Source organism: Algoriphagus vanfongensis DSM 17529, from assembly GCF_000429465.1.
Lineage (GTDB): Bacteria > Bacteroidota > Bacteroidia > Cytophagales > Cyclobacteriaceae > Algoriphagus > Algoriphagus vanfongensis.
In genome coordinates, this window is record NZ_AUBX01000009.1 from 762,810 (window position 1) to 777,111 (window position 14,302).

At 42.8% G+C, this 14,302-nt stretch carries 15 protein-coding genes and 1 riboswitch; of the genes, 4 read left to right on the forward strand and 11 right to left on the reverse strand.

What is annotated here, in order from left to right; all coding sequences use genetic code 11:
- The first annotated feature begins 69 nt into the window (after positions 1-69).
- The 3 genes from G460_RS0104700 (at position 70) to dprA (ending at position 2,314) form a co-directional block, all read left to right on the forward strand.
- Positions 70-774 (forward strand): 16S rRNA (uracil(1498)-N(3))-methyltransferase, encoded by a 705-nt coding sequence (locus G460_RS0104700; RefSeq protein WP_026954279.1) that lies wholly within the window; start codon positions 70-72, stop codon positions 772-774.
- An 87-nt stretch (positions 775-861) separates the two neighbouring features.
- The gene (locus G460_RS0104705; protein WP_026954280.1) at positions 862-1,215 is read left to right on the forward strand and encodes a MerR family transcriptional regulator; all 354 of its coding nucleotides are present in this window, start codon (positions 862-864) and stop codon (positions 1,213-1,215) included.
- Positions 1,187-2,314: a DNA-processing protein DprA gene (dprA, locus tag G460_RS0104710; protein ID WP_026954281.1), complete on the forward strand. Its 1,128-nt coding sequence runs from the start codon at positions 1,187-1,189 to the stop codon at positions 2,312-2,314. Before G460_RS0104705 ends, dprA begins: the two co-directional genes overlap by 29 nt.
- Positions 2,315-2,322: 8 nt before the next feature.
- On the opposite strand, the gene G460_RS0104715 is transcribed toward dprA, so the two are convergent.
- From G460_RS0104715 to G460_RS0104745, 7 genes are all read right to left on the reverse strand, one after another.
- Entirely contained in the window at positions 2,323-2,871 is a 549-nt protein-coding gene (locus G460_RS0104715; RefSeq protein WP_026954282.1) for a PepSY-associated TM helix domain-containing protein, read from the reverse strand.
- Positions 2,868-3,725, reverse strand: coding sequence for a hydroxymethylglutaryl-CoA lyase (locus G460_RS0104720; protein WP_035463850.1), 858 nt, complete (start codon positions 3,723-3,725; stop codon positions 2,868-2,870). Before G460_RS0104720 ends, G460_RS0104715 begins: the two co-directional genes overlap by 4 nt.
- Before the next feature lie 38 nt (positions 3,726-3,763).
- Positions 3,764-4,498, reverse strand: a complete 735-nt coding sequence (locus tag G460_RS22565; protein WP_051315912.1) for an energy transducer TonB — start codon at positions 4,496-4,498, stop codon at positions 3,764-3,766.
- A 98-nt stretch (positions 4,499-4,596) separates the two neighbouring features.
- Positions 4,597-5,550, reverse strand: a complete 954-nt coding sequence (metF, locus tag G460_RS0104730) for a methylenetetrahydrofolate reductase [NAD(P)H] (protein WP_026954284.1) — start codon at positions 5,548-5,550, stop codon at positions 4,597-4,599.
- Positions 5,547-8,237 (reverse strand): methionine synthase, encoded by a 2,691-nt coding sequence (gene metH / locus G460_RS0104735; RefSeq protein ID WP_026954285.1) that lies wholly within the window; start codon positions 8,235-8,237, stop codon positions 5,547-5,549. The genes metF and metH overlap by 4 nt, the downstream gene beginning before the upstream one ends.
- Before the next feature lie 13 nt (positions 8,238-8,250).
- The gene (locus G460_RS0104740; protein ID WP_026954286.1) at positions 8,251-9,303 is read right to left on the reverse strand and encodes a homocysteine S-methyltransferase family protein; all 1,053 of its coding nucleotides are present in this window, start codon (positions 9,301-9,303) and stop codon (positions 8,251-8,253) included.
- 63 nt (positions 9,304-9,366) lie between these two features.
- Positions 9,367-9,466, reverse strand: a riboswitch (SAM riboswitch).
- An 83-nt stretch (positions 9,467-9,549) separates the two neighbouring features.
- On the reverse strand, positions 9,550-10,872 hold the full coding sequence (locus G460_RS0104745) for a hypothetical protein (protein ID WP_026954287.1): 1,323 nt from the start codon (positions 10,870-10,872) through the stop codon (positions 9,550-9,552).
- Positions 10,873-11,075: 203 nt separating this feature from the next.
- On the opposite strand from G460_RS0104745, the gene G460_RS0104750 reads away from it, so the two are divergent.
- The gene (locus tag G460_RS0104750) at positions 11,076-11,396 is read left to right on the forward strand and encodes a YbjQ family protein (RefSeq protein ID WP_026954288.1); all 321 of its coding nucleotides are present in this window, start codon (positions 11,076-11,078) and stop codon (positions 11,394-11,396) included.
- 3 nt (positions 11,397-11,399) lie between these two features.
- Here G460_RS0104750 and G460_RS0104755 read toward each other — a convergent pair whose 3' ends face one another.
- The 4 genes from G460_RS0104755 to G460_RS21425 are packed head-to-tail and all read right to left on the reverse strand — an operon-like array spanning position 11,400 to position 14,271.
- On the reverse strand, positions 11,400-11,657 hold the full coding sequence (locus G460_RS0104755) for a (2Fe-2S) ferredoxin domain-containing protein (protein WP_026954289.1): 258 nt from the start codon (positions 11,655-11,657) through the stop codon (positions 11,400-11,402).
- A complete protein-coding gene (locus tag G460_RS0104760; protein ID WP_026954290.1) occupies positions 11,657-12,910 on the reverse strand; it encodes a DUF819 family protein in 1,254 nt (417 codons plus the stop codon). Before G460_RS0104760 ends, G460_RS0104755 begins: the two co-directional genes overlap by 1 nt.
- A 60-nt stretch (positions 12,911-12,970) precedes the next feature.
- The gene (locus G460_RS0104765) at positions 12,971-13,603 is read right to left on the reverse strand and encodes an NUDIX hydrolase (RefSeq protein ID WP_026954291.1); all 633 of its coding nucleotides are present in this window, start codon (positions 13,601-13,603) and stop codon (positions 12,971-12,973) included.
- A 2-nt stretch (positions 13,604-13,605) separates the two neighbouring features.
- The gene (locus tag G460_RS21425; RefSeq protein WP_051315913.1) at positions 13,606-14,271 is read right to left on the reverse strand and encodes a hypothetical protein; all 666 of its coding nucleotides are present in this window, start codon (positions 14,269-14,271) and stop codon (positions 13,606-13,608) included.
- Between the last annotated feature and the right edge of the window lie 31 nt (positions 14,272-14,302).

The following is a 14,302-nucleotide window of genomic DNA, read 5'->3' on the forward strand; positions in this document are numbered from 1 at the left end:
TATAGGTTAATTTGGTTATTAAAGGCACATTTCTTTCGGGAAATGTGCTTTTTTTGTGTATTCATATCTATGCAGCTCTTTTTTCAACAACATATTAGCCCTCCAACGATCACTTTGGAACCAGAGGAATCCAAGCATTTGACTCGAGTACTTCGAAAGCGTGAGGGTGACACGATTCACATCACAGATGGGGAAGGCAATCTATATGAATGTAAATTGACAGACGCCAATCCCAAGAAGTCCATTCTTCAAGTGGTCTCAAGTGAGCAAGTACCAACAGATGATTTCTTTATTCACTTGGCCATCGCTCCTACCAAAAGCCCGGATCGAATGGAATGGATGATTGAAAAAATCACAGAAATAGGGTTCCATGAGCTTACTTTGCTTTCGACCATGAATTCGGAAAGGAGCTATCTTAAGACCGAAAGACTTCAGAAAAAGATGATTTCGGCTTGCAAGCAAAGCTTAAAGTATCACACTCCAAAAATCAATGAAACAATTGATTTTGAGAAACTTATTTCAAGTTCAGAATTCTCTGATTTTCAAAAATTCATCGCCTACGTGGATGAAAACCATGATCACCATCTGATCGATCTGGCCAAACTCAAGGGCAAATATCTGATCTTGATAGGGCCAGAAGGAGACTTTGATCCAAAAGAGATTGAGATGTCCTTTGAAAAAGACTTTGCTCCAGTTTCCTTGGGAAAAAGCAGATTGAGGACCGAAACAGCAGGATTGGCAGCTGTGCAGATGCTTCAGATACTGAATCGATAATTTTTCCGTTTTTAATCCATACTGCTCAAGCTTTACTTTAGGAGAAAGCTATATTTTCATTAATTTAGAGTATTAACCGAATATCAAGTGCCGTACAAAGAGCGAGAAATAGAAAAGAAATACCACTCTATTGGGGAAGTTGCCCAGATGTTTAAAGTAGCGCCTTCTCTGATCAGATATTGGGAAGGAGAGTTTGACATCATCCGTCCCAAAAAGGACAAAAAAGGAAATCGACGGTACACGAAAGATGATATTCAAAAGATCAAGTATATTTTTCACCTGGTCAAAGAAAAAGGCTATACACTGGAAGGAGCCCGTGAAGTCATTGCTCAAGGCAAAGACAAAGGTTTTGACAAAGTAGAAGCTGTGCAGAAGCTCCAGGAAATCAAGGAATTTTTATTGAACCTGAGAGATGAATTCAAATCCAAATCCCAACCATGAGTCTTACCGCTATTATTTAGCCTTAGCATTGGCTCCCAAAGTGGGGCCTAGTATTTTTAAAGCTATCGTAGCCTATGCAGGTTCGCCTGAAGCTTTTTTTCAAATCAGTCAGGGAAAAGCTTCTAAAATCCCACGAATAGGCCCTCGCCTACTCGAAATCAGAAACTCGAGAGAATCACTTCTACGAGAAGCGGACAAACTACTGGATGCTGCTGACAAAAAAGAGTTTAAAATCCTTTCACTGCTCGATCCTGATTTTCCCCACAAACTCAAATCTCTGGAAGATGGCCCCATCCTGCTTTTCAAAAAAGGGAATGCTTCACTCAACCCATCCAGAAGTGTAGGTATCGTTGGTACCAGAAGCGCGACTAACTATGGAAAATCAGCTACCAAAAAACTGATATCGGACATTTCGTATTTTCAGCCAACTGTCATATCAGGCCTAGCATATGGTATTGACATCGAAGCACACCGGGCCAGTCTAGCAGAAAACCTACCCACAATCGGTGTCTTGGGTTCACCTATCGACTACATTTATCCTGCCACACATCGCAAGACAGCCGAGCAGATGATGGAATATGGGGCGATAGTTAGCGAGTATGCACCTGGATCAAAGATGGTTCCTGGTAATTTCCCTGCTCGAAATCGAATCATCGCAGGGCTATCGGATGCATTGGTAGTGGTCGAAGCTGCTGCCAAAGGAGGTGCATTGATCACTGCCGAGATAGCCTATAGCTACGACAGGGAAGTTTTTGCTGTACCAGGAAACCTCCAGTCTCCCTACAGTGAAGGGTGCAATCATCTTATCAGAAAGATGAAAGCAAATATCTATACAGGACCGGAAGACATCGCTGAGGCTCTTTATTGGGAAAAAGAGGGTGAAAAATCCCACCCAAAACCTCAACTGGACCTGTCCCTAAGAGATGAGGAAGAGAAACTGATACTAAATCTGCTTCTTGAAAAAAAGGAAATGGAAATCGATCAGATTTCTTATCAGACTGAAATTCCACTGGGTCTACTTTCTTCGAAACTTCTAGCGATGGAATTTGAAGGTATCATCAAGTCCTTGCCGGGAAAAAAGTATCGACTGTTGGTTTGAAAAAATTTTCAACTCTTCTTCAACTTCCGAATCAACTTAGGGTAATACCAAAGGTAAAAACCACTGAAGGCCAAGAAAAGTAATCCCAAAGCCGTCAGAGTGGAATAAGTCAACTTAGCTCCCTCCTCTCCTGTCCAATAAAAATCAATGATACTGCCATCGTGAACCTTCTCGATCCAGTCAGAATGTCGTGTGGAAACTGAAAGCACCTCCCCAGAATATCCATCGACCTGCACCTCGGTAAAATGCGTTTTAAAAGTCACTTTGGCAATGCCCTTATCAGGTCGGATATCCAAACGATCCACTTCCGGGTCTTCTCCGATTTTTCGCATTTCCTCCTCACCGATTCGGACCATTTCTGAAGGCAAAATCCAAGCCCCATTTTCAACCTTGGTTTTCAGAGTCGGAGGCAAAAGCTCAACTTTCTTTTTCCAAGCCAACAAAATGGAGGTGATCCCAATTACCAAAAAGAAAATAATCAATGGAACACCTATCCATTTATGGAAGCTTCTGTACAATCGCAAAGCCTTGACTTTTGGCTGAACTGTATGCTTCATAGCGGAGACTGAAATACGTAATCTGCCAACTTCACCGCTTCATACAGTTCCGCCTTATTCAACGCCAAATCACACCCCTCTGATTCCAAAGTGGCAATCATTACCTCGGTATCCATATTTCCTACCAATTCATCCTTGGCCATCGGGCATCCACCAAATCCCTTCAACGCTCCATCAAATCTCTTGCATCCTCCTTCCATAGCTGCCTTTACTTTTGCAGAAATACTCTCAGGTCTACTATGCAGATGTGCTCCAAATTCTATCTCAGGAAAAGCTTCTACTTGTACTGCAAACAAATCTTTAATCAACTTATTATCAGCTATTCCAATCGTATCACTTAAAGAAATTATTTTAATTTCTAAGTCATCCAATTTTTGAACAAACTCAGCAACCAACTCTGAAGAATAAGGATCGCCATAGGGATTGCCAAATCCCATACTCAGATAAACTACCAATTCTTTGCCTTTAGTTTGGCATAAGTTCTGAATCGCCTCAACTGTTTCCAACGCCTGAGAGATGCTGGCATTGGTATTTCGCTTCTGAAAAGTCTCTGAGATGGAGAGCGGAAAACCCAAATAATCAATCTCAGGAAAATGAAAAGCATCTTCGGCACCTCTTACATTTGCTACGATCGCTAAGAGTTTAGATTTGGATTTATGAAGATCCAGCAGACTCAATACTTCCGCCGTATCGCGCATCTGAGGGATGGCCTTGGGACTGACGAAACTTCCAAAGTCTACCGTATCAAAGCCCACTTCCAATAGCTGGTTGATGTAGGCCGCTTTGATGGCAGTATCTACAAAATCCGGGAGTCCCTGCATGGCATCTCGAGGACATTCGATCAATTTAATCATAGCCGAAGGTAGCGAGATCTCTGGTAAAAGCGGAACCGCTAGGATAATTTGAAGCGGATCGGTAATCTATAAAACGACTCTACAATTTCTCCATCTTCCATTGCAGGGACAAATCGATCAGGATATTTCTCCACCAATCGTAAGGCTTCTTGTTCTATGGAGGGGTGACACTCTCCTTTGTTCAGTATTTCCGGATACAAAAGATTACCTTCCACATCGACTGTACATATCACAATGACTGTACCTTCAGCTTTCGAATACCTAGCCGCTTGTGGATAGCTAAGATTTCTGATCATATATTGATTCCAAGCCTCCATTTCTCCTGGGCTGGCATCTCTACTTTCTGGTTTGACTATACTTTGCCCCTCTTTATCAAAATAGACCTCATTCACCAAATGCCCTTCACGATAAAATGTCTGACTTTTCACGACTCCATTCTCATAGTATCGAATCTGCTCCACCTCATCCTTAACTTTGTCTTCTTTGTTGGTACTTTTTACATTACCGGAAAGAAAATATTCTTTTTTTCGCCATCCCTCAACATTTCCCAAACTATCAAAAAGTGTGGTAGCATCTGAAACTTTCACAGAATCTCTGGTGAATCGCTCAATTTTAACGGTCGATCCAAACTCTCGGATCAACTCAAAATAAGTGTAAGAAAACTCCGTAGTATCTTTTACTTCCCTATCATATCGATCGACAAAACGAACGTATTGTGCTTGAGATACCTGGTAAGTGAGCAAAAAAACCAGAAAAATAAACCCTCTTTTCATCCTATTCGAAATATAAATTTCAACTAAGATATAATTTTTCAAAAAATAAGGCTCAATTCTATTTGTAGAATTGAGCCTTATTTTGAGGTTTTGGACCTTTAAAAGACTTCTTTGGCTATGGCATAAGTAGCACTAGCTTTACTCATCGTATAAAAATGAAGGGAAGGCACTTTTACTTTGACCAGCTCTTTGCATTGCTGGATAGCCCACTCTATCCCCACTTCTTTTACCTCAGCATTGGTTTTACATTTTTCAAGCTCATCCATCAATGGATCCGGAAGATCCAAGAAGAAAGTTCGAGGCAGCATGGTGATCTGATTGACTGTCGTGATCGGCTTGATTCCCGGAATAATCGGTACATTGATTCCGGCTTCTCTCACCTTTTCCACAAACTCGAAATACTTCTGATTGTCAAAAAACATCTGAGTCACAATATACTCAGCACCTTTATCGACTTTCTCTTTGAGATATTTCAAGTCAAACTTCATGCTCGGCGCCTCAAAATGCTTCTCTGGATAACCCGCTACGCCCACGCAAAAATCTGTATGAAAACTATTCTCTGTCTCTTCGTGAAGATATTTGCCATTATTCATCCCCACGATCTGCTCCACCAATTCACAGGCATAATGATGCCCATCCTGCTCCGGAATAAATTTCCCTTCAGTCTTGGGAGCGTCTCCTCGTAAAGCCAAAACATTGTCTACCCCAATGAAATTGAGATCAATCAGTGCATTTTCTGTTTCCTCCTTATTAAATCCTCCGCAAAGCAAATGAGGGACTGCATCAATATGAAACTTGTTCATGATCGCTGCACAAATCCCGACAGTACCCGGGCGTTTTTTGGTAGAGATTTTCTCCAAAAGCCCATTCGGATGCTTCTTATAAATAAATTCCTCCCGGTGATATGTCACATCCACAAAAGGAGGGTTGAATTCCATCAAAGGCTCTATCCCTTCCAAAAGGTCTTTCAAACTTTGTCCTTTCAAAGGAGGAAGGATTTCAAACGAAAACAGAGTTTTGTCTGTATTGGATAGATGTTCGGTTATTTTCATGAGTTTTCTACTTCTTTCGATTTATTAGGTTGATAGGCAAGATTGGGAGAAAGCAAACGCTCGGCTTTCTCTAAAGTAATTCCTTTTCTCTCTGCGTAGCTGGCTACTTGGTCTTCGGCGATTTTGCCCAAACCAAAATATTTGGATTCTGGATGCGCAAAGAAAAAGCCGGATACTGAACTGGTAGGAATCATGGCATAACTGGAGGTCAATTGGATCCCCGCAGTGTTTTCCATATCCAAAAGCTCAGAAATCATCTCCTTCTCCGAGTGTTCGGGACATGCTGGATAGCCTGGCGCAGGACGTATCCCCAAATACTCTTCACGGATCAAAGAATCATTCTCCAAACTTTCATTTTTCGCATAGCCCCAGTCTTCCTTCCTCACTTTTTCATGCAGATATTCCGCAGCCGCTTCTGCCAATCGATCTGCCAAAGCTTTGAAAAGGATATCATTGTAATCATCTCCAATTTTCTGGAATTCTGCCAACTTAGCCTCCATGTTCAATCCTGCCGTCACCGCAAAACATCCCATGTAGTCCGTTTTATCCGGATGTAGGTAATCAGCCAATGACCTGTTCGGTACTCCTTTCCCTTTTTTACCTTGCTGGCGCAAAAAGTGGAACTTACCAAGTTCTACATTCGCATTGTTTGGCTCAAAAACAACCGCATCATCCTCGATTCTTTGGACAGGATAAAGTCCAAAAACAGCCTTTGCTTCCAACCATTTTTCGGAAATGATTCGATCCAGCATGGTATTGGCATCGGCGAAAAGCTTTTTGGCTTCATTTCCAACCACCTTGTCTTCCAGTATTTTAGGGTATTTTCCGCTAAGCATCCATGTTTGGAAAAATGGAGTCCAGTCAATGTATTTTCTCAACACATTCAGATCCAAATCCAACACCTGTCTTCCCAAAACTTCAGGAACCACCGGCTCATAGCCATCCCATTCTATCTCAACTGGATTTCCTTTTGCTTCCAAATAAGAAACCATCTGCTTCACTGCCTGCTTGGACTCGTGATCTTCCCGAAGGTTTTGGTAAGTCTCCTTGATTTGCAAATGATAGCTTGCTTTGGTTTCTTCCGATATCGCCTCTCCGGCAATAGGAACAGACTTACTCGCATCAGTCACATGAACGACTGTTCCGGAATAAACCGGATCAATTTTCACCGCAGTATGGATTCTTGAAGTAGTGGCACCTCCGATCAACAAAGGAATTTTCAGCCCCTGTCGCTCCATTTCAGAAGCCACATTGACCATTTCATCCAAGGATGGCGTGATCAAGCCACTCAAGCCGATAATGTCTACTTTATTTTTGATGGCCTCATCGATGATCACCTGAGCATCCACCATCACTCCCAAATCAATGATTTGGTAAGAATTACATGCCAAAACCACTCCCACGATATTCTTTCCGATATCATGGACATCTCCCTTGACCGTAGCCAACAAGATTTTCTTCAGATTGGAACCTTCCTGACCTTCTTCTGGAAGTGGCATAAACGGTTCCAAATAAGCCACCGCCTTCTTCATCACTCGGGCAGATTTCACCACCTGAGGGAGGAACATTTTTCCCTCGCCAAATAGATCTCCCACCACGTTCATCCCATCCATCAAAGGTCCTTCAATCACTTTCAACGGGTTCTCCAACTCTAATCTAGCTTCCTCAGTATCCTCGACAATGAAGTCAAGCACACCTTTAACAAGTGCATGTTCTATTCTTTTGGAAACAGGTTCGCTTCTCCATGCCTCACTTACAGCTTCTTTTTTTCCTGAGCTTTTGACTGTTTCAGCGAAGTCTAACAATCTTTCAGTCGCATCTTCTCTTTTATCAAAAAGCACATCTTCCACGCGCTCCAAAAGGTCTTTTGGGATATCATCGTAGACTTCCAACATGGTCGGATTGACAATTCCCATATCCATCCCATGATGGATCGCATGATAGAGGAATGCAGCATGCATGGCTTCTCTCACAGGATTATTTCCACGGAAAGAGAAGGACACATTACTTACACCACCACTGACTTTGGCACCTGGAAGGTTTTCTTTGATCCATTTTGTACCCAAAAAAAAGTCCAGCGCATTTCTTCTATGTTCTTCCATTCCGGTAGCCACCGGGAAGATATTTGGGTCAAAAATGATATCCTGAGGGTTGAACTTGACCTGATCCACCATGATTCGGTAGCTTCTCTCACAGATTTCCACCCGACGGTCATAGGTATCCGCTTGGCCTTTTTCATCAAAAGCCATGACCACCACTGCCGCACCAAACTTCTTGATTGTTTTGGCTTGGGAAATGAATTCCTCTTCTCCATTCTTCAAGGAAATAGAATTCACAATTCCTTTTCCCTGAATACATTTCAGTCCAGCCAAGATGATGTTCCATTTGGAGCTGTCAATCATGATCGGAATACGGCTGATTTCTGGTTCAGAAGCTATCAAATTCAAAAAACGAACCATCGCAGCCTCACCATCCAGCATCCCTTCATCCATGCAGACATCCAGTACTTGGGCTCCTCCTCTTACTTGATCCAAGGCTACTTCCAAAGCCTCATCGTAATTCCCATTGAGGATCAATCGGGCAAATTTTTTCGATCCGGTGATATTGGTTCGCTCCCCGATATTGACAAAATTCAAATTGGGTGTGAACACCAAAGGCTCAAGGCCTGATAATTTCAAATAGTCCATGATTTCTCCTTCCTCAGTCTTCAGTTTCGATTACTTCTGTATTTTTGGTGGCTCTGGGCTGATACTCTGCAGCCATTCGTGCCAAAGCTTTGATGTGATCCGGCGTAGTACCACAGCAGCCTCCCACAATATTGAGCATTCCCTCTTTCATAAAGTCTCTCACCTGATCTGCCATTTCATTGGCTCCTTGATCATAAGCGCCAAATTCATTGGGAAGACCCGCATTGGGATAAGCAGAGACGAAAAATGGAGCTTTAGTAGCCAAAACTTTTAGATATGGTCTCAGTTCTTTGGCTCCCAAGGCACAGTTTAATCCCACAGAAAGCAATGGGACATGAGAAACTGAAATCAAAAATGCCTCAGTAGTTTGACCTGACAGCGTCCTTCCAGAAGCATCGGTAATTGTTCCAGAAATCATAATGGGGATTCCACCATCTTTCGGATCCAATGGCAACCCTCTTTCTTCAAAAACATCTTGGATAGCATACAAAGCTGCCTTTGCATTCAAGGTATCAAAGATGGTTTCTACCAAAATAATATCCACTCCACCATCCAGCAAACCGCGAACTTGCTCGGCATAGGCAGTAGCCAATTCATCAAAAGTCACAGCTCGATAGCCTGGATCATTGACATCTGGAGAGATAGAGGCAGTTCTGTTGGTTGGTCCCATCGCTCCAGCTACAAAGCGTGGTTTTTCTGGATTCTTAGCTGTAAACTCATCAGCCACTTCACGTGCCAGTTGCGCAGATACCAGATTGATATCATAGGCCAGACGCTCGAGTGCATAATCCGCTTGAGCTATCGTGGTTCCGGAGAAGGTATTAGTCTCTACAATATCTGCTCCTGCTTCAAAATATTCGGCATGAATTGCCCTGATGATATCAGGTCTACTGAGTGAAAGCAGGTCATTATTCCCCTTGAGAGCTTTGGGATGGTCTTTTAATTCCGGAGTTCTAAAATCTTCTTCGGTCAGGGTATAACGCTGAATCATGGTCCCCATGGCACCATCCAAAATTAAAATGCGATCCTGAAGTAGTCTAAGAAGTGTTTCCGTTCTGTTTTGCATATTCTTTGGGTATCAAAAAGCTTAGCGAGCAAAACCACGGATGAAGTACTAGGTACAATTTTCCGCTCATCTATTTCCGGCATTCCCGGAATGGGAGTTAGCACCTTGATTACAGGTTGCTAAGACGTCTTAGGGCCCTTCCCTCGGTCTTTCTCGATAAGCCTGTCAAAGGTAATAGCAATTTGTCAATAAAATAGAGTTGAATTGGAAATTTTCAAGACTGTTTATCCTTTCCAGTTCAAAAAATCAAGGCCTCACACCGATTCCAAACATCAAATAAGGAGCACTCATGTAATCAGCCATATCAAACTCCCCAAGTCTATAATTGCCCAAGGCTAATTCATAACCTGCTGAAGCTGTAAAAACTAAATCGAATAACTTCCTGTTCGTCATTGGCAATCCATATTCGACAAATACTTCAGGCTTGCCCATCAAACCAGAGTTTTTCAAATAGCCGTCAAAATTTCTTTGCTCGAACAATTCCGGAAAATCAGGTTTATCAGTTTGAGTCAGAGTATATCTCAGGTTGCCATATCCCAACCCCGCTTTGCCTCCAAATCCGAAATTTTTGTACTGGATCACCTTATAACCCAGATTTGCATAGATCCGGAGACTATTCAGAGAGTGCTTTTGAGTCGCCGAAGCAGTACCTTTCAGTGCCACATTATAGACCTCAGCACCATAAAGTAATCCTTCACTTTCTCCAAAGATTTTTAAGCCAAGATTGGAGGGAAGCCCATCAAATGGTTCGTAGCCATTTTGCTCCAAAACTTGATTAAAGCGCTTGGGACTGGTGAAATGAAACCCTGTGACCAATTGCAGACCAATCGCTGCGTCTTTGTAGAAAAAATTGCGATCAGGCAGCGTAATACCAGCACCAATTCTAAAAAACGCTCCAGCTTGTGTATTATCAAAAGCCATCCCGTTCATCTCCCATTTTCCTTCGAAAGGACTGAATGAATAGCCCATTTTGGCAATGACTGAGACAGCCTCTTTCCTTCCAGGAATATCAAAATCATAACCTAGTTGAAATCCGATTTCTGTCAGAAAATTACCATAATTACTGCTTCCCTTCTGGATATCATTTTCTCGTAGTATAAAACCCTGCTCGGGATTGGCTAAGAAATCTTCCAAATTTCCCTCCGGACTAGTTGGAAGCATTTGAAAATTCAAATACCCCACTCCCAAAGACATGTAGTGGATCAGCTGGAATTTAGATTCTTCTGTCAAGGCATACCCAATATTCACCAAAGCCCGGGAGTTTCTAAATCCCATTTTGTAGCCATCAAAATCACTGTAGGAACCTCTATTATGCAACAGTTCCATTCCCAAAATAAAATCATTGATTCTTGCCTGGTAGCCCAATCCCATTGTCCGATATTGATTTCTCAAAGGAGACAGACCACGATCTTCCAGCATTTGGTTAAACTGATTCAGCTTGGCTCCACTTGTCCCCAGGTAGGTATAAAGTGTAGATCTTTTGGAGACCATCTTCTGGGAGAAAGCAGGGCTGCCGGTACTCAGAAATAGGAAGAGAATGCTAAGCTTTAAAAAATACTTTTGACTCATGGTTTGATAAAGGCAATTGGCTGTAGATGCCTCTTAGGCAAAATTAGTGCTAAACATGAAATCCTTCTTTGCTTTCCACCTAAGAAATTTCTTAAACTCGAATTAATTTCCAGTTTTGTCTATCACAAAAGAATTCCCTCTTGGCAGCAACCAAAACGGGAGGCTTTCGTGATAAAGAATACATTTAACCTAAATCTACACCTATGATCATTACTACCACCAACAATTTGGAAGGCCACAAAATCGAAGAATACCTAGGGATCGTCTCTGGAGAAACCATCATCGGAGCCAACGTATTCAAGGATTTCTTCGCAAGCATCACAGATATTGTAGGCGGCCGATCCGGAGCCTATGAGCGAGTACTGCGAGAAGCAAAAGCTACCGCTATGACTGAAATGGAAATGCAGGCCAGATCCTTTGGCGCCAATGCGGTAATCGGTATCGACTTGGACTATGAGACGATCCGAGACGGAATGCTGATGGTGACGGCGAGTGGTACAGCTGTTCGTACTAGCAAATTGTAACCTTTAGCTCTGGATTTCCAGAGCTTTTTTTATGGCTGACTCCACCTTAGTGGCGTCAGCTTTTTTTATGAATTGAGAATCTACGATAGCCATGGGACAAGATTTGCACATGTCCATACACTTAGTGGCGATCAGTTTGCATTTACCTTTGAAAGGCTCATTTTTCACCTCTTTTTCAAGCTCTTTCAGCAGTTTCTTTCCTCCAGCCTTTTTGCAATCCGACCCGGTGCATACAAAGACCAACTCACGCGAATGTTTCATTATCCTCCAGAAATACCCTGCATCATCAACCCACACAAATACGCTCCGTAAGTACCTGCTGCATATCCCAGCACTGCCAATAAAACCCCTACCGGAGCCAATGAAGCATCAAAAGCCGAAGCTACAATCGGCGCTGAAGCTGCACCTCCTACATTGGCCTGAGAACCCACAGCCACGTAGAAAAACGGCGCTTTGATGATCCACGCCACCACCAGCATGATGAGAATGTGAAATACCATCCAAACTATCCCAATGACGAAAAGAATAGGATTGTCCAAAACTGCTCCCAAATCCATCTGCATACCAATAGTCGCTACCAAGACATACAAGAAAACAGACCCAAATCTAGAAGCGCCCGCACCTTCGAGATTTCTCGCCTTGGTAAAGGAAAGCATCAAGCCGGCCGTAGTAGCGATCACCACGATCCAAAAGAATGTGGAGTCCAATGAATACTGCTTTAGAGCAGGAAAATTCTCAGCAATATAAGGTGCAATACCGTCTGCCATCCAATGAGCTATACCCGTGATTCCAAAGCCTATTCCCATGATCACCATACTATCTGACAATGTGGGAATCCTCATAATTTTAGACCGGAAATCAGCTATTTTGTCTCTCAACTCATAAATGGCCGAGGTATCAGCTTTGAAAAAGCGATCAATCTTCTCGGGTTTGGCAGCCCAATAGAGTAAAAATGCCATCCACAAATTCGCCACCAAGACATCAACCGCTATCATCTGAGCAAATAAATCCGAACTTGCTCCAAACACTTCCAGCATTGCAGTCTGATTGGCACCCCCGCCGATCCAAGACCCGGCGATAGTAGCCAGTCCTCTCCAGATTTCCTCAGGACCATTACCTCCCAACAAGTCTGGCTGAATAAACCCAACCGTCATCAAGGCCAATGGACCTCCCAGCATGATCCCAAGCGTGCCCGCAAAAAACATCGTAATAGCTTTGGGGCCTAGTTTCATAATGCCTTTGATATCAATACTGATCGTGAATAGCACCAAAGAGGCAGGAAGCAAATACCTGGAAGCGACAAAATAAAGGTTGGAGTCCTCTCCTGAGATAATCCCCAATGAATTGAAAACTGCTGGAATAAAATAGCAGAGCAATACTGTCGGCACCACACCATAAAACTTCTTGAAAAATGGACTTTTAGACGCAGCAGTGGAAAAAATCAAGGCCAGTGTAGCCATCAAAATTCCGAAAACTACAGCATCATTGGTAATCAAAGGGGTATGTTCTTCCATAATTCTATCAACTTGCCTGCAACAATACCAACAATTGGCATAAAGCCCAAAAATGAATTTCTATTCTGGCTGGATCATACAGAGCAATTCACTCAAAATCATCGCTGTAGCTCCCCAAACCATTTCATTCTCTATTTCGAAATAAGGTGTATCTAGCTGAATTTGATTTCCCATGTCCAAGAGCGTCTGCTTCTGAGTAGCCGGAGACATGAGTTGGGCTACTTTCATCTGGATGATTCGTTGCACTTCTCGCTCTTCTGGATAAAAATCAGGAATTTCACGACTGACTCCAACCACAGGGCTTACCAAAAAATTACTTGCAGGAATGAATAAATCTGTCAGACTCCCCAATACTTCGACCTGATTTGGTTTGACAGCTACTTCTTCCTCCGCTTCTCTCAAAGCCGTAAAAATCAAATCAGGGTCCGTTGCGTCCATTTTGCCTCCAGGCAAAGCTATTTGACCACTATGCACGCCGGGATATTCCGGCCTTTTGATGAGTGGAAGATATGCTTCTCCAGCCTGGGGATAGATCAGGATCAAAACTGCACCTTTTCGATGCCCAATCGGTAAATTGCTTCCAAATCTTTTCTGGTTGATAGGCCGCGGAGAAAATCGCATTTGGGCAGTTTGACCGGGTAGTGGTCCGGCCAGAGAGCTTTTTAATGTACTGACTACCTGCTCAAAATCCATTGCTACTTCAAATCCAAAGGTCTTATTTTCTGATCTATGAATGACATGGGCTCATATTCAGGAAAGGTCTGCGTCATCCGATACTGCCAGATCAAGTGTTGACTCACATCAATCAACCAAACCATCGGTCTAAAACCCTCCTCTTCCTGCAGATACCCCAATATCAGGAGTTCATTTTCATTCAACCACATCCCATCCTCAAACATTCCCGAAGGACCCATGAAAAGCAATCTTTCTTTCATTCCGTCTGCTTTGTACCAAGTCACCTCAGAGTCCGGGTTCAAATAAGGATTACCGAATTCATCTTGGGCTTCTACCTTGTAAGAATAAATATCCACCGCTCCATTCCCCGCAGGATGCTGTAGCTGATACGGAAATAAAGGGTCTGACTCAAGAATTGGATTTTTCTCGGGCATCTCAAATCCATCTAATGAGTCTTTGAAGACAAGTTCAAAAGCTGACGCGTCAAACTTGCCGGCCTGCTCAGTCCAGTGAGCATACCAGTCTTTCTTTTGTGCCAAAGCCAAATCCAACCTAGTAGCAAAATCTTCTGATGCAGTCTTGGGATTTGTCTGCTTGGATTCTTCCTCAGAGTCGGACGAAGTACCACATGCCAGCATCAAACTGGAAAGACAGAAAATCAAAATGAGGGAAAGAGGATTTCTCATGGAAAATTGCTTGAACTCCTGAAGCTAAATC

What these genes read in the sequence shown, in the direction of transcription:
- G460_RS0104700 (WP_026954279.1), top strand. Translation starts at nt 70, where the DNA reads ATGCAGCTCTTTTTTCAACAACATATTAGCCCTCCAACGATCACTTTG.
- dprA (WP_026954281.1), top strand. Translation starts at nt 1,187, where the DNA reads ATGAATTCAAATCCAAATCCCAACCATGAGTCTTACCGCTATTATTTA.
- G460_RS0104715 (WP_026954282.1), bottom strand. Translation starts at nt 2,871, where the DNA reads ATGAAGCATACAGTTCAGCCAAAAGTCAAGGCTTTGCGATTGTACAGA.
- G460_RS0104720 (WP_035463850.1), bottom strand. Translation starts at nt 3,725, where the DNA reads ATGATTAAATTGATCGAATGTCCTCGAGATGCCATGCAGGGACTCCCG.
- G460_RS22565 (WP_051315912.1), bottom strand. Translation starts at nt 4,498, where the DNA reads ATGAAAAGAGGGTTTATTTTTCTGGTTTTTTTGCTCACTTACCAGGTA.
- metF (WP_026954284.1), bottom strand. Translation starts at nt 5,550, where the DNA reads ATGAAAATAACCGAACATCTATCCAATACAGACAAAACTCTGTTTTCG.
- metH (WP_026954285.1), bottom strand. Translation starts at nt 8,237, where the DNA reads ATGGACTATTTGAAATTATCAGGCCTTGAGCCTTTGGTGTTCACACCC.
- G460_RS0104740 (WP_026954286.1), bottom strand. Translation starts at nt 9,303, where the DNA reads ATGCAAAACAGAACGGAAACACTTCTTAGACTACTTCAGGATCGCATT.
- G460_RS0104745 (WP_026954287.1), bottom strand. Translation starts at nt 10,872, where the DNA reads ATGAGTCAAAAGTATTTTTTAAAGCTTAGCATTCTCTTCCTATTTCTG.
- G460_RS0104750 (WP_026954288.1), top strand. Translation starts at nt 11,076, where the DNA reads ATGATCATTACTACCACCAACAATTTGGAAGGCCACAAAATCGAAGAA.
- G460_RS0104755 (WP_026954289.1), bottom strand. Translation starts at nt 11,657, where the DNA reads ATGAAACATTCGCGTGAGTTGGTCTTTGTATGCACCGGGTCGGATTGC.
- G460_RS0104760 (WP_026954290.1), bottom strand. Translation starts at nt 12,910, where the DNA reads ATGGAAGAACATACCCCTTTGATTACCAATGATGCTGTAGTTTTCGGA.
- G460_RS0104765 (WP_026954291.1), bottom strand. Translation starts at nt 13,603, where the DNA reads ATGGATTTTGAGCAGGTAGTCAGTACATTAAAAAGCTCTCTGGCCGGA.
- G460_RS21425 (WP_051315913.1), bottom strand. Translation starts at nt 14,271, where the DNA reads ATGAGAAATCCTCTTTCCCTCATTTTGATTTTCTGTCTTTCCAGTTTG.